Consider the following 20,922-nt stretch of genomic DNA (forward strand, 5'->3'; position numbering starts at 1 on the left):
CGGGGGCTGACAGAAACACCGGGGAAACATATGGTGTCGATCCCACCCGAACCGCCAGGAAGGAGACCCGCGTGAGACGCCCGCACTGGCCCCGCCGGGTCTTCGCCCAGCTGCTGCTGAGCCAGACCGTGGTCACGGTCGGGGTCACCGCCGTGACGGCCGGCCTGTTCCTGGCCCCGGTGAGCCGGGAGCTGGACCACGACGCCAAGCAGCGGGCGCTGTCGATCGCCCAGTCCACGGCGGCCGACGAGGCGATCGCGCTGGCCGCGGCCGGCCAGGACGCGGTGGCCGCCCAGCGCGACGCCGAGCAGATCCGGCTGGCCACCGGCGCCAGCTTCGTGGTGATCACCGATCTGGACGGCATCCGGCTCTCGCACACCGACCCGTCGAAGATCGGCTTCCGGGTCAGCACCGACCCGGAACCCGCGCTGCGTGGGGAGAGCGTGACCGCGATCCAGCAGGGCACGCTGGGCCGGACGGCCCGGGGCAAGGTGCCGCTCCGGCTGGCGGACGGCCGGATCGTCGGCGAGGTGTCGGTCGGGATCAGCGACGTGTCGATCCGGCGGCGGCTGCTCAGCATGGTGGCGGGCATCCTGCTCTGCGCGGGCGCGGGCCTGGCGGCCGGGCTGCTGGCGACCCTGGTGCTGGCCCGGCGGCTGAAGCGGCGCACGCACAACATCGCGATCGCCGACATCTCCGCGCTGCTGGTCGAGCGGGAGGCGATGCTGCACGGCATCCGGGAGGGCATGGTCGCGCTCGACCGGCGGGGCCGGGTCCGGCTGGCCAACGACGAGGCGGTCCGGCTGCTCGCGCTGCCCGAGGACTGCACCGGGCGAATGATCGACGAGCTGCTGCCGCCGGGCCGGCTGGCCGAGGTGCTCACCGGCCGGATCGAGGGCATTGACCTGCCCGCCGTCCGGGACGACCGGGTACTGGTGGTGAACCGGATGGCCACCGAGCACGACGGCGCCGTGATCACCCTCCGGGACCGAACCGAACTGGAATCCCTGGTGCGGGAGTTGGACACCACCCGGAGCCTGACCGAGGCACTCCGCGCCCAGGACCACGAGCACGCCAACCGGATGCACACCCTGCTCGGCCTGCTGGAGCTCGGCCTGCACCGGCAGGCCGCCGAGTTCATCTCCGAGCAGTCGGGATCGCACGCGGCGGTCGCCGCCCGGATCGCCGAACAGGTCCAGGACCCGCACGTGGCCGCCCTGTTGGCGGGCAAGGCGGCGGTCGCGGCGGAACGCGGCGTCCGGCTGGAGATCACCGCCGACAGCCACCTGCCGGACGCGGCGGTCGACCCGCGCGCGCTGGTCACCGTGCTCGGCAACCTGGTCGACAACGCGCTGGACGTGCTCTCCGGCGGGGTGCGCTCCGACGGGGTGGTCTCAGTCGGTCTGCGCGTCTGCGGCGACGCCCTGCTGATCGAGGTCGCGGACAGCGGCCCTGGCGTCCCGGCCGAGCTGCGGGAGCGGATCTTCGAGGAGGGCTGGACCGACAAGACCGCCCCCGCGCACCGCCCGCGCGGCCTGGGCCTGGCGATGGTCCGACGGCTGGTGGAGCGTTCTGGTGGTCAGGTGACGGTCGATCAGGGACCGCTCGGCGGCGCGCGTTTCAGCGTCGAACTGCCCGAAGCCCTGCACGCGGCGGTGATCGCGTGATCGACGTACTCGTGGTGGACGACGACTTCCGGGTCGCCGACGTGCACGCCGCCTACGTGGCCAAGGTCCCCGGCTTCCGGGTGACCGGCCGGGCGCACAGCGCCGGGGAGGCGCTGGCCGCGCTGGAACGCACCCCGGTCGACCTGGTGCTGCTCGACCACCACCTGCCGGACGAGACCGGCCTGGCCCTGGTCCGCCGGATGCGCGAGGCCGGGATCAGCTGCGACGTGATGATGGTGACGGCTGCCCGGGACGTCTCCACCGTGCACGCCGCGATGCAGCACGGCGCCCTGCAGTACCTGGTGAAACCGTTCAGCTTCGCCGGCCTGCGCGAGAAGCTGGTCAGCTACGCGGACCTGCGGCACGCACTGGCCGGCCCGGCCGCCCGGGAGACCTGCCAGGACGAGGTGGACCGGATGTACGCCACCCTGCGCAGCACCGCCTCCCCGCTGACCACCCTGCCCAAGGGCCACTCGGCGCCCACCACCGACCTGGTGCTGGGCGTGCTCCGCCAGGCCGGCCGCCCACTCTCCGCCCAGGAGGTCGCCGACCGGACCGGGCTGAGCCGCTCCACCGCACAGCGCTACCTCAAGCAGCTGGAGCGCGACAGCCGCCTGCGGCTGAGCCTGCGCTACGGCGACACCGGCCGGCCGGAGCACAGGTACGTGCTGCCTACGCCGCTCCCGCCCCGGTGAGTGAACGGACTTCCAGCTCCGCGTACTTGTCGGGGTCGGCCGCCTCCCGCGAGGTGACGGTGCCGAGCCAGCCGGCCAGGAAGCCGAGCGGGATGGAGACCAGGCCCGGGTTCTCCAGTGGGAACCAGTGGAAGTCCACTCCAGGGAAGACCGCCGTCGGCGAGCCGGAGACCACCGGGGAGAACAGCACCAGCAGGACGGCCGGGACCAGCCCGCCGTACACCGACCAGACCGCGCCCCGGGTGGTGAACCGGCGCCAGAACAGCGAGTAGAGCAGGGTCGGCAGATTGGCCGAGGCGGCCACCGCGAAGGCCAGGCCGACCAGGAAGGCGACGTTCAGCCGCTGGGCGTACAGGCTGAGCACGATCGCCAGCGCGCCGATCACCACGGCCGCGATCCGGGCCACCCGCACCTCCTGACGTTCCGTCACCTGCCGTTCGCCGTCCCGGCGCCAGGCCCGGGCGAACAGGTCGTGGGCGAAGGCGGCCGAGGAGGCCAGCGTCAGCCCGGCGACCACCGCCAGGATGGTGGCGAAGGCGATCGCCGAGATCAGCGCGAACAGCAGCACCCCGCCGGTGCTGCCCGCTCCCCCGCCGAGCACCTGGGCCAGCAGCGGAACCGCCGTGTTCCCGGCCGGGTTGGCGGCCCGGACGGCGGCGCTGCCGACCAGCGCGGCGGCGCCCAGACCGAGCACGATGGCCATCAGGTAGAAGCCGCCGATCAGCCCGATCGCCCAGATCGTGGAGCGGCGGGCGGCCCGGGCGGTGGGCACGGTGTAGAACCGGGACAGGATGTGCGGCAGCCCGGCGGTGCCGAGCACCAGGGCCAGCCCGAGCGAGAAGAAGTCCAGCCGACTGGCCGTCCCCGTCCCGTACTTGAGGCCGGGCTGGAGGAACGCCTCGCCCGCGCCGCTGCCCCGGGCGGCGGCCCGCATCAGCTCGGCCAGGTCGCCGTGGAAGCGGACCAGCACCAGCCCGGTGAGCAGCAGTGAACCGGCCACCAGCAGCACGGCCTTGACGATCTGGATCCAGGTGGTGGCCTTCATCCCGCCCACCGTGACGTAGACGATCATCAGCGCGCCGACCCCGACGATCGCCCAGGTCTTCGCCGAACCGCCGCCGGTACCGAGCAGCAGGGCCACCAGGCTGCCCGCGCCGACCATCTGCGCGACCAGGTAGAGCAGGGTGACCACCACACTGGCGCTGCCCACCGCCGCCCGGACCGGCCGCTGGCGCATCCGCAGCGCCAGCACGTCGGCCAGGGTGTACCGGCCCGCGTTCCTGACCAGTTCGGCGACCAGCATCAGCACCGCCAGCCAGGCGACCAGGAAGCCGATGCTGTACAGCACGCCGTCGTAGCCGTAGAGCGAGATCAGGCCGGTGACGCCGAGGAAGGAGGCGGCCGAGAGGTAGTCGCCGGAGAGCGCCAGGCCGTTCTGCAGCGGGCTGAACTCCCGGCCGCCGGTGTAGAACTCCTCGGCGGCCTGACCCCGGCGGCCGGCCCAGAGCGTGATGCCCAGGGTGACCAGCACGATGACGGCGAACAGGGCCACGGCCAGGCCGTGTTGGGAGCTGTTCACCGCAGCTGGTCCTGGGTGTCCCAGCGCAGCTCCAGGGCGGCGGCGTCCCGGCCGGCCCGGGCGTTCCTGGCGTAGAGCCAGGTGAGCACGAAGGTGGAGGAGAACTGCAGCAGGCCGAACACCCAGGCCACGTTCAGCGGACCGGCCACCTGGTGCCGCATCAGGCCGGGGGCGGCGGTCTGGGCCACCAGGTAGAGCAGGTACCAGCCGAGGAAGCCGGCGGTGGCCGGGAAGACGAACCCCCGGTAGCCGCGCCGGATCTGCTGGAACGCCTCGCTCTCCTGGACCGTCCGGTACACCTCGGCCCGGCCCGCGCCCTGCTGCGGTGCGCTCTGCTGCGGTGCGATCTCCTGTTGGGCCACGGCTGCTCCACGGTCGGGCATCGGCACCGGAGGGCGAGCCTCCGGTCACCTGGACCGCTCCAGCATGGAACCGTCGCGGAGCCGTTCGGGGCGGCTTTGCAGATACGTTCACTCAAACAGGTGAGCCCCCGTCGGCTGACGGGGGCTCACCTGCCGACCGCTGGGTCAGGCGTCGATCCGCGAACGGTCCATGGTGGCCGCCGAGTCGACGATGAACTCCTTGCGCGGCGCCACGTCGTTGCCCATCAGCAGGTCGAAGACCTTCTCGGCCTGCTCCAGGTCACCCAGGTTGATCCGGCGCAGGGTGCGGTGGCGCGGGTCCATGGTGGTCTCGGCCAGCTGGTCGGCGTCCATCTCACCGAGACCCTTGTACCGCTGCACCGGCTCCTTCCAGCGCTGGCCCTTGCGCTGGAACTCCAGCAGGGTGGAGCGCAGTTCGGCGTCGGAGTAGGTGTAGTGGTACTTCTCCTGGCCGCGCTTGGGGCTGGTCAGCTCCGTCCGGTGCAGCGGCGGGACGGCCGCGAACACCCGGCCCTGCTCGACCATCGGGCGCATGTACCGCTGGAACAGCGTCAGCAGCAGGCAGCGGATGTGCGAACCGTCGACGTCGGCGTCGGCCATGAAGATGACCCGGCCGTAGCGGGCCTGGTCGATGTCGAAGGTCCGGCCCGAACCGGCCCCTATCACCTGGATGATCGAGGCGCACTCGGCGTTCTTGAGCATGTCGGCGACGGACGCCTTCTGCACGTTCAGGATCTTGCCGCGGATCGGCAGCAGCGCCTGGAACTCGGAGTTGCGGGCCAGCTTCGCGGTGCCGAGCGCCGAGTCGCCCTCCACGATGAAGAGTTCGCTGCGCTCGACGTCGTCGCTGCGGCAGTCGGCCAGCTTGGCCGGCAGCGAGGAGGTCTCCAGCGCGGTCTTCCGGCGCTGCGCCTCCTTGTGCTGACGGGCCGCCACCCTGGTCCGGGCGGCCGCCACCACCTTCTCCAGCACGGCCCGGGCCTGGAGCTTCTCGTCCTTCTTGGCCGAGGTCAGGAAGGCCTTCAACTCCTTGGCCACCACGGCCGCGACGATCCGGTTGGCGGCCGAGGTGCCGAGCACCTCCTTGGTCTGACCCTCGAACTGCGGCTCGGCCAGCCGGACGGTGACCACCGCGGTCAGGCCCTCGGTCGCGTCGTCCTTGGTGATGTCGTCCTCGGCGACCCGGAGCAGCTTGCCCGCGCGCAGCGCCTCGTTGACCGTCTTGGCGAGCGAACGCTCGAAGCCGGTGACGTGGGTGCCGCCCTTGGGGGTGGCGATGATGTTCACGAAGGAACGCATCGTGGTGTCGTAACCGGCGCCCCAGCGCAGGGCGATGTCCACCCCGAGCTCGCGGGTGACCTCGGTCGGGGTCATGTGACCGAGCTCGTCCAGCACCGGAACGGTCTCCTTGAAGCTGCCCTCGCCGTGCAGCCTGAGCACGTCGCAGACCGGCTTGTCGGGCGCCAGGAACTCGCAGAACTCGCTGATCCCGCCGTCGAAACGGAAGGTGTCCTGCTGGACCTTCTCACTCTCCGTCAGGCGCTCGTCACGCACGATGATGGTGAGCCCCGGCACCAGGAAGGCGGTCTGCCTGGCCCGGGCGTGCAGGGTGTCCAGCGAGAGCTTGGCCTCCTTGAGGAAGATCTGCCGGTCGGCCCAGTAGCGGACCCGGGTACCGGTCTTCCCCTTGGCGACCTTGCCCTTCCTGGTCACCCCGGTGCCCGCCTCGAACGGGGCGTCCGGGCTGAGTTCGGTGAAGATGCCGGGGGTGCCGCGCCGGAAGCTGATCGCGTGGACGTGGCCGCTCCGGTCCACCTCGACGTCCAGCCGCGCGGAGAGCGCGTTGACCACCGAGGCGCCGACACCGTGCAGACCGCCGGAGGCGGCGTACGAGCCACCGCCGAACTTGCCGCCGGCGTGCAGCTTGGTCATCACGACCTCGACCCCGGACAGCCCGGTCTTCGGCTCCACGTCGACCGGGATGCCGCGGCCGTTGTCCTTGACCTCGACCGAGCCGTCCTCGTACAGCACGACCTCGATCCGGTCGCAGTGGCCGCCGAGCGCCTCGTCCACCGCGTTGTCGATGATCTCCCAGAGGCAGTGCATCAGGCCGCGGCTGTCGGTGGAACCGATGTACATGCCGGGGCGCTTGCGGACCGCCTCGAGACCCTCCAGGACGAGCAGGTGCCGAGCGGTGTAGTTGGAGCCGTCGTCTCCGGACAGCAGGGCGGAGGACGCGTTCGGATCGGCGCTCACTCGGTGTGCACTCCTCAATGACGTTCTGACTCGTCTGACTTCCGGCCCGGTGCTTCCCCGGCCGGACCCCACAGTGTTCCCAATGCCTGAGACACATCGGAGACGGCCCGCGCAGCTTGTACGCGCTGCGCGAACAAGGCCGTCGCCGGATCCGGAGCCACCGGAACGCCATCTCCTCCTGCCACCACGGGTCCTGAAGGACCGTCGCCCGGGGAGCAGGCGGTGGAACAGGCGATATGCAGGCTACCGGTGTCAGGGACGGGGCTTATGCTCCAACCCAGCAGAGGATTATGCTACGCGGACCTCGACACCCGACCGATCGGGAGTTCGAGCCAAATGGCGAGTCCTGGGATTCGGCAGGCATGAACCGCCGGCGCCTTGGGCACGTCCTCAGCAACAACACAGCAGAATCCTCAGAGAAGAAAAGCCACGAGCGGGAACGTTTTCGGCCTGGTTGGATGTTGACCCTGGTACGACAGCTCGTCGAGCTAGAGAAGAGGCGACGTGACTACTGTTCTGACCCCTGCGAGCCCGCTCACCGCGGCTGACCGCTGCGACCGCTGCGGCGCCCAGGCCTACCTGCGCGTCGTACTCGCGAGCGGCGGAGAGCTGCTCTTCTGCGCCCACCACGGGCGGAAGTTCGAGCCCGAGCTCAAGAAGATCGCGGTCGAGATACACGACGAGAGCGGCCGCCTCACGGAGCCGAGCACCAACGCCTCGGAGGACGAGCGCTGAGTTCGCCGCTCGCACAGGCGAGCGCGCAGACCTGACCGCCGGAGCCGGGCGGCCGCCCCCACCAGGGCGAGCCGTCCGGCTCCGGCGCGTCTTCGACCGTCCGTCACCTGACGGTGTGTCGGAGCGTGTCCGTCAGAGCACGGAGCGTACCGCGTCGGAGACGGCCGCCACCCTGGTGTAGACCCCGGGGTACCTGGCGTCCGCGCAGCCGGTGCCCCAGGAGACCAGCCCGGCCAGCCTGCCGTGCACCACCAACGGGCCGCCGCTGTCGCCCTGGCAGGCGTCCTTGCCGCCCTGTTCCTCGCCTGCGCAGACCATCACGCGCGGGTCGTAGGCCCCGACGTCACCCTGCGAGTACGCCCGGCCACAGGTCTCGTCCGAGACCACCGGCACCTGCACCCCGCGCAGCCGCTGCGAGTAACTCCCGTTGCCCCTGGTGTCACCCCAGCCGTAGACCGTCGCCGGGGTGCCCGGTGCGTACGGCTCGCTCTCGCCCTGCCCGAGCAGCTCGATCACCGGGCGGTCGCCCTGCGAGTCGGCGAGGGTGAGCACCGCCACGTCGTTCAGGTTCCGGGAGAAGTCGTACTGCGGGTGCACCCAGATCTCGCGCACCTCGACCTCGCGGCCGGCCCGGCCGCCCAGGTCGTCCCGCCCGATGATCGCCCGCAGGCCCGGCCGCTTCACCTGGTGACCGGAGGACTCGTCGAAGAAGCAGTGCGCGGCGGTCACCACCTTGGTCGGCGAGATCAGCGCGGCACCGCAGAACTGACCGGAGCGGGCGTTGCCGAACTGCTGACGGCTCGCCAGCGCCACCATCCAGGGCAGCTGCTGGGTGCTGGCCTCCTGGCCGCCGACGATCCTGCGCTGTGCCTGGGCCGGTGTGGCCGCACCCAGCGCGAGCAGCGAGGTCGGCAGGGTGGCGAGCAGCGCCAGGGCGACCCCCCGGCGGTGGCGCCGGGCGGGCGGCGGGGTCGGGCGGGCGTCCAGGATGGGCGGCACCGGATTCTCCAAGCTGGGTCGGCGGCAGCAACCGGCACAGCGTAGTGGAACGATCACGCACCGTGCGGGTGCCCGCGCCGTGAACACCCGGACGGGGGACCCCGCGTGGGCCGGGCTGACGAACGGCCGGGTCCGCACCGGGACCAGAGCGGGGACCGGCCCGGGCCGGAACAGCCCGAAGGGCCCGGAGCTGGTGTGCTCCGGGCCCTTCGGGGATGCTCTGACCGGTTCGGATCAGTCCAGGTAGTCGCGCAGGACCTGCGAGCGCGACGGGTGACGCAGCTTGGACATGGTCTTGGACTCGATCTGGCGGATCCGCTCGCGGGTCACGCCGTAGACCTTGCCGATCTCGTCCAGGGTCTTCGGCTGACCGTCCGTCAGGCCGAAGCGCATCGAGACCACGCCCGCCTCGCGCTCGCTGAGCGTGTCGAGGACGGAGTGCAGCTGCTCCTGGAGCAGGGTGAAGGAGACCGCGTCGGCCGGGACGACCGCCTCGGAGTCCTCGATCAGGTCACCGAACTCGCTGTCGCCGTCCTCGCCGAGGGGCGTGTGCAGCGAGATCGGCTCGCGGCCGTACTTCTGGACCTCGATGACCTTCTCGGGGGTCATGTCGAGTTCCTTGGCCAGCTCCTCCGGGGTGGGCTCGCGGCCCAGGTCCTGGAGCATCTGGCGCTGCACGCGGGCCAGCTTGTTGATGACCTCGACCATGTGCACCGGGATACGGATGGTGCGGGCCTGGTCGGCCATCGCGCGGGTGATGGCCTGCCGGATCCACCAGGTCGCGTAGGTCGAGAACTTGTAGCCCTTGGTGTAGTCGAACTTCTCGACCGCGCGGATCAGACCGAGGTTGCCCTCCTGGATCAGGTCCAGGAAGAGCATGCCGCGGCCGGTGTAGCGCTTGGCCAGCGAGACCACCAGGCGGAGGTTGGCCTCCAGCAGGTGGTTCTTGGCCCGGCGGCCGTCCTCGGCGATGATCTCCAGCTCGCGCTTGAGCTTCGGGGCGAGCTTGTCGGCCGCGGACAGCTTGTCCTCGGCGAACAGGCCGGCCTCGATCCGCTTGGCGAGCTCGACCTCCTGCTCGGCGTTGAGCAGCGGGACCTTGCCGATCTGCTTCAGGTAGTCCTTGACCGGGTCGGCGGTGGCACCGGCGACCGCGACCTGCTGAGCGGGAGCGTCGTCCTCGTCGTCGTCGGAGAGCACGAAGCCCTTCGACTCCTCCTCGGGCTCCGCCTCTGCGTCAGCCTTGTCGCCGGGCAGCGCGTCGTCCTCGAGCTCGTCCTCGGGGCCGGGCTCGTCGCCGCCGGACTTGGCGGTGGTCTTCTTGGCGGCGGTCTTCTTCGCCGGGGCGGCGGCCTTCTTGGCCACCGCCTTCTTGGCGGGCGCGGCCGCCTTCTTGGCGGTGACGACCTTGACCTCGCCGGTCACGGCGTCCGTCTCCAGGCTCTCCACCACGCGGACCTCGGCCACGACCGGGGCCGCGACGGGGTTCGCGGACGGCGCGATCCGCACCGGGGGCTTGGTCGGGGCGGACGGACGGGTGGTGACCGCCTTGGCCGCCGTGCGCTTGGCAGTGCTCTTGGCCGCGACGCTCTTGCGCTTGGCGGCGGTGGGCTCCGCCGCGCTGACCATGAGGTCCACACCCTCCTCAATCAGAACCTGATTGAGGCTGCGCATGACGTTCTTCCACTTGGTGACCGGGATCTGGTCCGCCTCGAAAGCCTGACGCACGTCGTCACCGGCGATCTGCCCCTGGGCCTTGCCCCGCTCGATGAGCGCCAGCAGAGCCGCGGACTCGGCGATCTCGGGGGGGAGCGAACGGGATGTGCTGGCCGACACGAACAACCTCTCGGACGATGAGTTAACTCGAAACCAGTACCGGCCGCCGAGCCGACAGGAGCGGCCACGCGCGATCCGCGCGGGCCCGGTTCCGACCGGCTCGGGCTTGAGGACTGGGATGTGCAGGACGGCAGCGGCGCCGCAGACCAACACAGCATTCTGACACGGTGGTGGTATTCCGGAGTTGCTTCCGCTCCGTACACATCGCCGCTGCTCCTCAAGTGTTACGCATGGCCTTGGTGGCGCCGGTCACACCGGTGGGCCCCGGACGGTCCCGATCGGGGCCGAAAGACGGCCATGGCCCTTCAGCCGCAGGTGAAGACGGCTGAAGGGCCATTGGGTACCGACGCGTATCCGTACTCGGATCGTTGCCTTTCGGGCCGGTGATCGATGTTTCGTTCGACCACCCGGGCGGTGTTCGCCCCGGGTTCTCCGGTCCGGGTTGTTCGGTCCGGGTTGTTCGGTCAGTGCTCTTCGGTCAGTGCTCGCGCGGGGCCGGGACGGAGTGCTCGACCTCGGGGTGCACGGTGAGCAGGGCGCGGACGGCGGCGTCGGCGGCGGTGCCGTCGCCGGTGCCGAGCGCGTCGACCAGGCGGGTGTGCAGGTTGACCGCCGACTCGGACGGCCGCTCGCAGGAGGTGGCCGGACCGCCGGAGACCTGGAGCGAGCAGCCGACGATGCTGGAGAGGTGCTCCAGCATCCGGTTCCCGGCCATCTGCAGGATCAGCGCGTGCAGTTCGAGGTCGGCCCGGCCGTAGCCGACCACATCGCCCTGGGTGGCGGCGATGCCCATCAGCTCGGCCAGCTCGGTCAGCCGCTGCTGGACGTCCTCCCGGCCGTGGCCGGCCGCCAGCCGGGCGGCCAGCGGCTCGATCGCCCAGCGCAGCTCGAACAGCTCGCGGCGCTGCTCGTCGCGCTGCGGGCCGAAGGCGCGCCACTCGATGATGTCGGGGTCGAGCAGGTTCCAGTCGCTGACCGGACGGACCCTGGTCCCGACGTTCGGCCGGGCGCTGACCAGGCCCTTGGCCTCCAGGACCCGGAGGGACTCGCGGACGACGGTGCGGGAGACCTCGAACCGCTGGCCGATCTCCTCCGGCACCAGCGGGCGGTCGGCGCCCAGGTCGCCGGAGACGATCATCTGACCGAGCTGCTGGACCAGCTGGCCGTGCAGGCCGCGGCCCCGGCTGCTGGTGGTCTTCCGGCCGACCCGCAGCTCGGACTCGGCGCCCTCCCAGCGGGGAGCGGGCGGCGTGGGCCGTTCGGCGTAGGAGAAGCGGTCCAGCTCGGTGGGGCCGACTGCGTCGGACGGGCGAGCCGTGTTCATGGTGGGGTGCGCAAGGGTACTCACAGCTCCTTTGTCGGCGATCGGCGGGCCCGGCTTGAGAATTCTCGTGAAAAGCACACGAAAGGGTGATCGCCCGTGACCGGATAATTGACTTCTTATCAGCCAGAAGCCACCATTTCGCCCCTGGGTCGCCGGGCTTGGTGACAGGACGTCACCGATGCTGCGGGGCAGGCGGATCCGCGCGTGCGACGCCGGTCGGTCAGAGCGCGCGGCGCCGGGCCTGGACCAGCAGGCCGGCCAGCAGCAACAGCACCGCCGGCACCGAGACGGCCGTCAGCAACGTGCCGTCCAGGGTCGCGGAGACCGCCGACTGCTGGGCATCGGCACCCCGCACCAGGTCCAACCCGTACTGGAACGGCAGCAGTTCACGGAGCTGGGCCGGCCAGACCCGACCGCTCTGCCGGAGCAGCAGCGACAGCACCGGTTCGAGCAGGGCCGGGACGGCGCACAGGATCAGCAGACCGGCCGCGGCGCTGCGCACCAGCGAGGTGACCAGCAGCCCGGACCAGCCCGCGAGCGCGGTCAGGCCGACGAAGAGGAGCAACGGGCGGAGCGCGTCGGCGAATCCGGCCGAGGCCGGGTCGAACAGCGCGGCGACCCGCGCCCCCGGCGCGTGCAGCAGCCGCAGCACCGCCGCGTCCAGCAGCACGGAGGCGGCCGCCAGCAGCACCGCCAGCACGCCGGTCACGGCCAGCTTGGCGACCAGCAGCCCGAGCCGGCGGCGGTAGGAGACCCGGCCGGCCGGCAGGCCCGGGTACCGGACCTCGTGGCCGTACGACAGTGCGCCGAGCGCCCCCGCACCGAGCGCGGCGATCGGGAGCGGCAGCAGCGGGACGACGGCCGTCACGCAGCGGACCGCGGCGGCCGTGCCGAGCTGGCCGACCGGCAGCTGCCGGGCCAGCACCGCCGCCACGGCGGCGTCGGCCAGCAGGACGGCGGCCAGGATCAGCCAGGTGGAGCGGAGGCCGCGCAACCGCCGCACCTCGTATGCCAGTACGCGCACGGTCACTCGCTCCGGTGGTCGGGCCCGGCGACGGGCCGGGGGGTGGGACTGAGGGTGGGACTGGGGGTGGTGATCTCATCGCGGAACAGCTGAGGGCCACTCAGGGAGGCGGTGCGCACCGGCCGTTCAGGGGCGGTGGCGGCGAGCCGGCCGACCAGGGTCTGCTCCTCGGGACGCTCGGCAGGCAGCCCCGACTGGTCGGACTGCTCGGGCAGTCCGGGCTGGCCCGATTGCCGTTGTGGGGCGCCCCGGGTCTCCGCGGGGGTCAGCAGGACGTGGCCGGAGCGGCCGGAGGCGGCCGGCAGCGACGGGTGCGGGACGGGCTGTTCGACCACCCGGTCGGCCAGCTCGTGCAGCAGGATGCCGTGGCGGTAGGCGAGTTCACCGATCTCGGTGCGGCCGAGACCGCTCACCGCGATGCCCGCGCCGCCGTCCCGCCGGACCTGGTGGCCCTGCTCGGTCAGCAGATCGGCCAGCCGGGCCATCTGCGGGCCCCGGACCGAGACCTCGGGGTGCAGCCTGGTGCGGCGGAACTCGGCGACCGGCTGATCGGCCACCAGGCGGCCCTGGTCGAGCGTGACCACCCGGTCGGCCAGTACCGCGGCCTCCTGCGGCGTGCGGGTGGTGACCAGGACGGTGCCACCGGAGACCGTGAAGGAGCGTAGGAAGGAGTGGAACCACTCGACGTTGCGCGGTGACAGGCCGTCGGTCGGGCCGTCCAGCAGCAGGGTGCCGGGTGAACCGAGCAGCGCGACCGCCAGGGCCAGCCGGCGGTGCATCCCGGGTGAGAACGAGCGCAGCCGGTGCCCGGCGACGGCCGCCAGCCTGGTCTGCTCCAGCAGTTCGTCGGCGCGGGCGGCCGGGACGCCGACCGCGCCGGCCAGCATCCGCAGGTGCGCGCGGGCCTTCAGGCCCGGGTGGCCGCCGGCCGTGACACCAGCCGTGATGGCCCCGCCCCCGCCGGGGCCGGCCTCCGGGAGCAGCACGCCCACCTGCCGTTCGGGGCGGCGGAGCCTGCGGTACGTCCGGCCGTCGAACAGGGTGATGCCCTGGCCTTGTTCCAGTTCGACCATCAGCCGCAGGGCGGTGGTCTTGCCCGCGCCCTCCGCGCCCAGCAGGGCGGTGACCACGCCGGGGCGGGCGTCGAAGGTCAGGTCGAGCAGTGCCGGTGCGCGGCCCCGGCGGTAGACCTTGGTCAGTCCGGTGATCTGGATCATCGCTGCCTGCTCCCATGTCTCGGCCGACCGGGGCCACGGAGCACCGCTGGCCCCGAGCCTGCACAGTAGGGCGAGCAGGCCGAGAAATCGGGCATTACGGACGCGGCTGCGACGGCGTGCCCGTCCAGCTCACCCGAACAGGGGACAGCGGCGGGGCCGGGAGTGGGCAGGGCAGGGCCGGGCCGGGGTTGGCCAGGGTGGGCCGGCAGTCGGGGGCGGGCTGGGGTCAGGACTCGGGGCGGAGCATCGGCGGGTTGAGCACGGTGGCGCCGCCCGCCTTGAAGAGCTGGGCGGGGCGACCGCCCTGACGGGTCGTCGTACCGCCGGTGGGCAGCAGGAAGCCCGGGGTGCCGGTGACCTTGCGGTGGAAGTTCCGTGGGTCGAGGACGACGCCCCAGACCGCCTCGTAGACCTGGCGCAGCTCGCCGACGGTGAACTCGGGCGGGCAGAACGCGGTGGCGAGCGAGGAGTACTCGATCTTCGAGCGGGCCCGCTCCACGCCGTCGGCGAGGATCCTCCCGTGGTCGAAGGCGAGCGGGACACCCTCGACCGGGGTGGGGCCGAGCAGGTCGCCGACCGGGGCCCAGCGGGCGCTGCTGGCGTCGCCGCCGGGCTGCGGGGTGGGCAGGTCGGGGGCCAGCACCAGGTGGGCCACGCTGACCACCCGCATCCGCGGGTCGCGCTGGGGGTGGCCGTAGGTGGCCAGCTGCTCCAGGTGTGCGCCGACCGCGCTCGGGCCCGGGCCGGGCGCCGAGTGGGCGCGCAGACCGGTCTCCTCGGCCAGCTCTCTGGAGGCCGCCTCGGCGAGGCCCTCGTCGGGGCGGACGAAGCCACCGGGCAGCGCCCAGTAGCCCTGGAACGGGGACTCGCCCCGTCGGACCAGCAGTGCACAGAGCGCGTGCTCCCGCACCGTCAGCACCACCAGGTCGACCGTGACAGCGAACGGGGGGAAGGCCGACGGGTCATAACGCGACATGGCGACGATCATAGTCGTCTCTCTGACGATAAGCACAGCCGCCGGCGGACCTCGTCAGATGTCCCGCCCGACGGGCCACTCCTGGGCCGCTTCCTGCCGCCGAACGCGGTGGCCCGGCCCGCCCGGCGGGCTCAGCGCGCGCCGAGCTGGAGCTCCGGTGACGCCTCCTCCACGACGGCCACCCCGATCCGGCTGACCCGGACCGAGAACGGCTCGCCCGCCACCCGGAGGCCGCCGAGCTCCAGCTCCCCCAGCGGTGCGGTGCTGGCCGGGCGGACGGTGACCCGGCCCGCCGGGACATCGGGCCGGACGCCCGCCAGGGCCGTCACCAGGTGGACCACGGCGGCCGAGGAGAGCGCCGCCGGACGGCAGGCCGCGGGATGCGGCACCGGCGGACACCCCGTCACCCGCTGCTCCCCCGCGTACATCTCGGGCAGCCGGCCCTCGAAGTGGGTGGCAGCGTCCAACAGGCCGTCCAGCAGGACCCGGGCCTCCCGTTCGAACCCGGCCTCGGCCAGGCCAGTGATGGCGAGCACCGTCTCGTGCACCCGGCTGGCGCCGCTGCGGTGGCCGAGCGGGTTGAACCGGGGCGACTTGGCGCTGAGCGTCCGCAGGCCCCAGCCGCAGTCGAACTCCGGGGCCACCAGACGCTGCGCCAGGATCCTGGTCTGCTCCCGGTCGAGCAGGCCCTCGTGCTGGGCCCCGGCGCCGGCCAGGCCGAGATCCAGCAGGTGCACGAAGGACGAGGCCACGGCGGGCAGCGGACGGCCCGGGGCCACAAGTGCGGCGGCGGGGCGGCCACCTGACAGGTCGTCGATCCAGAACTGGTCGCGGAACCGATCCCGCAGACCGGCGGCCCAGTCCCGCCACTCCTGGGCGCCGGGGCGGCCGAACGCCTCCAGCAGCTCCGCCCCGTGCAGCGCGGCCCGGTGGGCCTGGGCTTGCACCTCGCAGCGGGCCGGCACCGGGCGGGCGGCCCGCTCCTCGGCGGACCGGCCGAGGTCGGTGACGAAGCCGACCTGCCCCTCGGGGCCGTCGGGCGTCGGGCGGTCGTCGGCGCCAGTGACGGTCGGCCGGTCGTCGGTGACGTTGGCGCGCAGGGCGGCGAGTGCCCGCTCGGCGGCGGGCAGCAGGTCGGCGACCTCCTGGCGCGGCAGGCCCCAACGCCAGGCCTCCGCCAGCAGGGTGACGAACAGCAGGGTCGCCTCGGTGGCCGTGCAGGACGGCGGCAACTCGGGACCGGCGTGCCGCAGCACCCCGGGGATCACCCCGGACTGCGGGCCTGCGGTCGGCTGCCGGCGCGCCAGCGCACGGAGCGTGCCGGCCGCCAGGCGGGTGCCGAGCGGCAGGACGAGCCGGGCCGCCCAGAGGGCGTCGGCGGCGGTCAGACCGAGCCGCCAGGGCGCGCCGGAGACCGGGTAGAGGTCGGTCGGCCGGTCCGCGTCGGCGACCAGCAGGCCGCCGAGCGCATCCAGCGAACGCGGCACCAGCAGCCGTACCCGGGAGTCGTCGCACCTGACCTCGGGCTCGGACCAGGGCAGCGGCACCCCCGCGCCACGGCCGGTCGGCGGACGGACGCCGACCGGGGTGGCGCTCTCCAGCGCGGTGCTCAGCTCGACCGACCAGCGGGCCCCGGGCTGCACCTCCAAGTCCCAGCGCAGGACACCGGCACCGGCCAGCACGGCGTGCGGCGAGGGCCGGGAGGTGACGGTGGCGCTGTGCTGCGGACCCGCCCAGCGCAGCCCGGCCGACTGGACCTGCCCCGGGAGATCCGCCGACCGCTGGCCGACGGCGATCTCGGCCAGCGGGCCGAGGTCCGTACCGAGCGCGATCTCCAGCGGTATGCGGGCCGGACGGCTGCCGGTGTTCCGTACCGTCACGGTCTCCACGCCGTTGGCGTGGCGGAGCCGTTCGACCGTCAGGGTCGGGTCCGGATCGGGATCGCCGGGCAGCCGGACGGCACCGACGAAGCGGGCCTCGGCCGCCGAGGTGAGGGTGCCCTGAAGGGGCATCGGCTCCATCCCGCCGAGCCGGACCTCCATCCTGGCCAAGGTGCGGACGCCCGCGCGGTAGAAGCCGTGCAGGCCGTGGCCACGCAACTGGCCGTCCGGCCCGGAGACGGCCATCGCCGGGGCGCTGACGCACAGCACGGTGGCGTGCGTGGCGACCGGCTGCGGGCGGGCCTGGACGGGCGGGCGGGGCGGCTGGCCGGAGGCGCCGGGCACGGGGGCGGGGTGCGGGGTGGCACCGGGCCCCTGGTCGGGGCGCGGGGCCCCGACCCTCGACGCGGCGTCAGCGGCCGGGCCCACGCCCGGAGGTGCGTACGGCGGGCGCGGGGGCGCGGACTGCGCCGCGAGGTGGGCGGCAGCGTGAGCAGCGGGCTGGGGGACGGAGTGGGGCGGCGCCAGCGGGGCCGCCGGGGCCGGCGAAGTGGCGCCGGACCAGGCGGGGACGGGGTGCGGGGCGGGGCCGGCGGGACCTGACGGTGCGGCAGACCCGGTGGGGGGCGGTGTGCCCCGGGGCGGCCTTGGGTCGGTCACCAGGCTCTCCTTCTTCGGCCGGTCGACGGCTGGGGTGCCGGTCGGCCGGGCTCGTGGTCGATCATGGGCGGGTACGGCTGGGTCGGAGCGGCGGTCGGACCGCTCGTGGAGCGTGGCACCGAGCCAACGCCCGTGGTGCGGTGCCGGATGTACGGACCGGCCGTGCTGTGAGCCGCGCTGCTCCGGCATCCGGACACCCGCCACCCGGGCCTTCGCCGCCCGGGCACCGTTCGGTCGAGCGTCGTTCGATCGGAAGGCGCATATGCCCCGCAGGTTGAACGCACCGCACCTCCCCCAGGTCACGCCGATCCGGCTGTCATCGGCAGGTCGGTCACCTGTCGCACCAGTTGTCGCACCGCATCGAACAGCCGCTGTCAGCGGCGGTCGGCGACGGCTCCCCCGAGTCGTTCGCGGCCGGAGTGCCGCGACCGGATCCCGGCCCGGCGGCTGCTTCGCCCGCGTCAGGATACGGTGCGGTGGCGGCGGCGGACGCACCGGGAACACCGTGGGCGGCCACCGCTCAGCGCCTGTGACCAGCGTGTACCGAGGAGTTGTATGTCCACCGCCAGCCGGCTGCCCGGGATTGTCACCACCGACCACGTCTTCCACCTGCCGCTCGACCACCGGAGTCCGGAGGGCGAGCAGATCGAGGTGTACGCCCGGGAGGTGGTCGCCTCCGGCCGGGAGGGCGACGACCTGCCCTGGCTGCTCTTCCTGCAGGGCGGGCCCGGGGGCAAGTCGAACCGCCCGGTCGGCCGGGACGGCTGGCTGGTCCGGGCCCTGGACGACTACCGGGTGCTGCTGCTCGACCAGCGCGGCACCGGCCGGTCCACCCCTGCCACCCGGCAGACCCTGGCCCGTCGGGGCGGCCCCGAGCAGCAGGCCGACTACCTGGCGCACTTCCGGGCCGACTCGATCGTCCGGGACGCGGAGCTGATCCGCCGTCGGCTGCTCGGGGACACCGGCCGCTGGAGCCTGCTCGGCCAGAGCTTCGGCGGCTTCTGCACCCTGAGCTACCTCTCGATCGCCCCGGAGGGCGTGCGGGAGGCCTTCGTGACCGGTGGCCTGCCGGGCCTGCGCAGCTCGGCCGAGGACGTCTACCGGGCCGCCTACCCCCGGGTGGCCCGGAAGAACGCGGGGCACTACGCCCGCTACCCGGACGATGTGACGGCGGTTCAGCGGATCGCCGCGCACCTGCTGGAGCAGCCCGCCGAACTGCCGGGCGGCGGCCTGCTCACCGTGCAGGCGTTCCAGGGGCTCGGCATGCTGCTCGGCACCGGGAGCGGCTCGCACGTCCTGCACTACCTGCTGGAGGAGGCCTGGGTCGAGGGCGTCGCCGGGCCGGAGCTCTCCGACACCTTCCTGGCCGGGGTGCAGGCCCAACTCTCCTTCGCCCAGGGGCCGCTGTACGCGGTTCTGCACGAGTCCATCTACGGCCAGCGGTCGGTGGACCCGGCCGGGACCGAGTGGGCGGCGGAGCGCGTGCGCAAGGAGTTCCCCGAGTTCGACGCCGAAGCGGCGGTACGGGAGGGGCGCGCCGTGCTCCTCACCGGGGAGATGATCTACCCCGCCCTGTTCGACAGCGACCCCGCGCTGCGGTCGCTGCGGGAGACCGCCCGGCTGCTCGCGGAGCGGACCGACTGGCCGGACCTGTACTCCCCGGAGCGGCTGGCGACCAACCAAGTCCCGGTCGTGGCTGCGGTCTACCACGACGACATGTACGTGGACACCGCCGACTCGCTGGCCACCGCGGACGCCGTCCGGAACGTGCGGGTCTGGGTCACCAACGAGTGGGAGCACGACGGACTGCGGGTGAGCGGCGGCGTCGTCCTCGACCGGCTGATCCGGATGGCGCGCGGCGAGATCTGACGCTGCGGCAACCTGGCGGGCCGGCCACTGACGACCCGTCATCTGGCTCGCCGGGCCCGGTGGGCGCGGTGCGGACGGTGGGCCCGCCTGGCCGCGCGGACGGTGAGCGGGCCCGCCTCCTCCGGGAGGTCGAAGGCCGGGCCGCCACCGCCCGCACCCCGACCGGATCGGCGGGCCTTCCGGCGGCTCTGCCGGGACGAGGACGGCTGGCCGGAGCGGCCCGGGTCACCGGCCTGGCGGGGCACCCGCGGTCGGTCGGGCTGACCGGAGCGATCCGGCTGCCCGACCGGACCGACCGGCCCGGTCGACCCAGCCCGGGCGGCTGCACCGTCCGGCGGCGCCGGATGCTGCTGCCGCGGCGTCGGTACGGCCGGGGGCGCGGGCGGGGACGGCGTGGCCGGCGGCTCCGAGGTGTCCGGTGGCACCACCACGTCCGCCGGCCGGAGGCCCGCCAGCTGCTCGCGAGCCCGGCGCTCCTGGCGGACCCGGTCGTGCAGTTCGCTCGGGTGCAGGCCGCCGTTGAGCGACTCGTACAGCAGCTGGGCCAGCGTGTACCCCTGGTCCAGATCGAGCACCCGGGCCAGCACCACCCGGGCCGTCGCGGTGTCGCCCGCCAGCCAGGACGTCCAGGCCAGCAAGGTCAGCGGGGGTGCCGCGTAGTGCTCGAAGGGCGGGACGCACTGCCGGGCGAGGTAGCGCCAGAGCCGCTGGGCCGGGATGAGCTCGTCCGGCTCGGCGTACTCGGCCGCGCGGTCGCGGGCCAGCTTGTCCTGCAGACCGACCAGCAGGCGGGCGGCGCGGACCCGGTCGAGCTCGCGGGCCCCGGTGCCGAAATCGGCCAGCACCTCGGCGAGCAGCGTGGCCGTCCGCTCCAGCGTGGCGGTCCGCCCGCCGGGGCCGGAGAGCTCGTGGATCAGCTGCGGCCCGGCTCGCTCGATCGCCTCCCGGACCGGCGCGTCCTCCGGCGGACCGATCGGGACCAGCCCGGCGGCGATCGCCTTCCGGCTGCCTCGCGGCGCCACCCCGGCGAAGGCGGCGGCCGCGGCGATCGGGCTGGGCAGCCGGACCGAGCGGATCGGCACTCCGGCCGGGTCGCAGCAGCTCTCGCCGCCGCACAGGAAGGACCACCAGCGCCCGTCCGAGACCAGCAGGGACTCCTTCACCAGCACCCCGGCGGCCCGGAACGCCTGGGCCAGCTGCTCCGCCAGCGGCCTGAGCCCGGCCAGCACCCCGGGGCCGTCGGCCGGCCCGTCGCCCCCGTCCCCGTCCCCGCTCCCGCAGGCGCCGGCGGTCGGCTCCGCCGCGTCCCGGCAGAGGTAGAGCAGGACCTGCTCGGGCGGCCTGTCCCGCTGCCCGGAGAGTGTGACGAGCAGCCGGGCGGTGTCGACCGCGACCGACGGCCACTCGGCCGGGTCGGTGGGGATGTCGAGCCGGATGACCCCGCCCTGCTGGAGCATCGGCCCCTGCAGGCCAACCGCGACAACGCTGTCGTCGGGGAAGAAGCCGAGCAGGTAGGGCAGCATCTCGGCCATGTCGGCCGGGCCGCGCATCTGGAGCGGGACCTGCCCGGAGAGCGGGCCGGTGACGGACTGGATCAGGTGTTCCTCGTTGCCGTTCATGTCGAGAAGAGTCCCGCCTGATCGCCCGCCCGCCCGGAGCTCACCCCGCGCCTGTGGACAACCGAGGGGGGTCAGCATCAGTACACCCGTTCGGAGCAGCGGAAATATCGCCAAAGACCATGACAAATGACACCCATTCAGATGATCTAATGACCAACCGGCCGCACGGCTCCTCGGGGCGGAGTTCGCCGTCTGTCGCTCCC

15 protein-coding genes are annotated in these 20,922 nt (G+C 73.2%); 4 read left to right on the forward strand and 11 right to left on the reverse strand.

Features of this window, described 5'->3' with window-relative positions:
• The first annotated feature begins 71 nt into the window (after positions 1–71).
• Positions 72–1,667, forward strand: a complete 1,596-nt coding sequence (locus tag F4556_RS10180; RefSeq protein ID WP_184913571.1) for a sensor histidine kinase — start codon at positions 72–74, stop codon at positions 1,665–1,667.
• Complete coding sequence (locus F4556_RS10185) at positions 1,664–2,362, forward strand: response regulator (protein ID WP_184913572.1); 699 nt, start codon at positions 1,664–1,666, stop codon at positions 2,360–2,362. The genes F4556_RS10180 and F4556_RS10185 overlap by 4 nt, the downstream gene beginning before the upstream one ends.
• Here the strand turns inward: F4556_RS10185 and F4556_RS10190 are convergent.
• From F4556_RS10190 to F4556_RS10200, 3 genes are all read right to left on the reverse strand, one after another.
• Positions 2,340–3,941, reverse strand: a complete 1,602-nt coding sequence (locus F4556_RS10190) for a monocarboxylic acid transporter (protein ID WP_184913573.1) — start codon at positions 3,939–3,941, stop codon at positions 2,340–2,342. The two genes, F4556_RS10185 and F4556_RS10190, sit on opposite strands and share 23 nt — an antisense overlap.
• Positions 3,938–4,303, reverse strand: a complete 366-nt coding sequence (locus F4556_RS10195; RefSeq protein ID WP_313068235.1) for a DUF485 domain-containing protein — start codon at positions 4,301–4,303, stop codon at positions 3,938–3,940. The genes F4556_RS10190 and F4556_RS10195 overlap by 4 nt, the downstream gene beginning before the upstream one ends.
• A 165-nt stretch (positions 4,304–4,468) precedes the next feature.
• Positions 4,469–6,580: a DNA gyrase/topoisomerase IV subunit B gene (locus tag F4556_RS10200; protein WP_184913575.1), complete on the reverse strand. Its 2,112-nt coding sequence runs from the start codon at positions 6,578–6,580 to the stop codon at positions 4,469–4,471.
• A gap of 504 nt (positions 6,581–7,084) precedes the next feature.
• Here F4556_RS10200 and F4556_RS10205 point away from each other — a divergent pair.
• Complete coding sequence (locus tag F4556_RS10205) at positions 7,085–7,315, forward strand: DUF7455 domain-containing protein (RefSeq protein ID WP_184913577.1); 231 nt, start codon at positions 7,085–7,087, stop codon at positions 7,313–7,315.
• 132 nt (positions 7,316–7,447) lie between these two features.
• Here F4556_RS10205 and F4556_RS10210 read toward each other — a convergent pair whose 3' ends face one another.
• The 7 genes from F4556_RS10210 to F4556_RS10240 form a co-directional block, all read right to left on the reverse strand.
• Positions 7,448–8,314 carry a S1 family peptidase gene (locus F4556_RS10210; protein WP_313068236.1) on the reverse strand — a complete coding sequence of 289 codons (867 nt, stop codon included), beginning with the start codon at positions 8,312–8,314 and terminating at the stop codon, positions 7,448–7,450.
• A gap of 234 nt (positions 8,315–8,548) precedes the next feature.
• Positions 8,549–10,150 (reverse strand): RNA polymerase sigma factor, encoded by a 1,602-nt coding sequence (locus F4556_RS10215; RefSeq protein WP_313068237.1) that lies wholly within the window; start codon positions 10,148–10,150, stop codon positions 8,549–8,551.
• 478 nt (positions 10,151–10,628) lie between these two features.
• Entirely contained in the window at positions 10,629–11,552 is a 924-nt protein-coding gene (locus tag F4556_RS10220) for a FadR/GntR family transcriptional regulator (protein ID WP_313068238.1), read from the reverse strand.
• A gap of 142 nt (positions 11,553–11,694) precedes the next feature.
• Positions 11,695–12,498, reverse strand: coding sequence for a hypothetical protein (locus F4556_RS10225; RefSeq protein ID WP_184913580.1), 804 nt, complete (start codon positions 12,496–12,498; stop codon positions 11,695–11,697).
• A gap of 2 nt (positions 12,499–12,500) precedes the next feature.
• Positions 12,501–13,715, reverse strand: a complete 1,215-nt coding sequence (locus tag F4556_RS10230; protein WP_184913581.1) for an ABC transporter ATP-binding protein — start codon at positions 13,713–13,715, stop codon at positions 12,501–12,503.
• 226 nt (positions 13,716–13,941) lie between these two features.
• The gene (locus F4556_RS10235; RefSeq protein WP_184913582.1) at positions 13,942–14,691 is read right to left on the reverse strand and encodes an NUDIX hydrolase; all 750 of its coding nucleotides are present in this window, start codon (positions 14,689–14,691) and stop codon (positions 13,942–13,944) included.
• A 131-nt stretch (positions 14,692–14,822) separates the two neighbouring features.
• Positions 14,823–16,817 (reverse strand): amylo-alpha-1,6-glucosidase, encoded by a 1,995-nt coding sequence (locus F4556_RS10240; RefSeq protein WP_246511441.1) that lies wholly within the window; start codon positions 16,815–16,817, stop codon positions 14,823–14,825.
• Positions 16,818–17,786: 969 nt separating this feature from the next.
• On the opposite strand from F4556_RS10240, the gene F4556_RS10245 reads away from it, so the two are divergent.
• Positions 17,787–19,100, forward strand: a complete 1,314-nt coding sequence (locus F4556_RS10245) for an alpha/beta fold hydrolase (RefSeq protein WP_184913585.1) — start codon at positions 17,787–17,789, stop codon at positions 19,098–19,100.
• Between the two features lie 38 nt (positions 19,101–19,138).
• Here the strand turns inward: F4556_RS10245 and F4556_RS10250 are convergent, their stop codons facing one another.
• A complete protein-coding gene (locus tag F4556_RS10250) occupies positions 19,139–20,719 on the reverse strand; it encodes a DUF4192 domain-containing protein (RefSeq protein ID WP_184913587.1) in 1,581 nt (526 codons plus the stop codon).
• Between the last annotated feature and the right edge of the window lie 203 nt (positions 20,720–20,922).

The sequence above is a fragment of the Kitasatospora gansuensis genome, assembly GCF_014203705.1.
In the GTDB taxonomy this organism is placed as follows: domain Bacteria; phylum Actinomycetota; class Actinomycetes; order Streptomycetales; family Streptomycetaceae; genus Kitasatospora; species Kitasatospora gansuensis.

Bases quoted from the DNA above. Each gene is read 5' to 3' on its own strand.
- F4556_RS10235 (WP_184913582.1), bottom strand. From the start codon at position 14,691: ATGTCGCGTTATGACCCGTCGGCCTTCCCCCCGTTCGCTGTCACGGTC.
- F4556_RS10250 (WP_184913587.1), bottom strand. From the start codon at position 20,719: ATGAACGGCAACGAGGAACACCTGATCCAGTCCGTCACCGGCCCGCTC.
- F4556_RS10240 (WP_246511441.1), bottom strand. From the start codon at position 16,817: ATGGCCGTCTCCGGGCCGGACGGCCAGTTGCGTGGCCACGGCCTGCAC.
- F4556_RS10245 (WP_184913585.1), top strand. From the start codon at position 17,787: ATGTCCACCGCCAGCCGGCTGCCCGGGATTGTCACCACCGACCACGTC.
- F4556_RS10230 (WP_184913581.1), bottom strand. From the start codon at position 13,715: ATGATCCAGATCACCGGACTGACCAAGGTCTACCGCCGGGGCCGCGCA.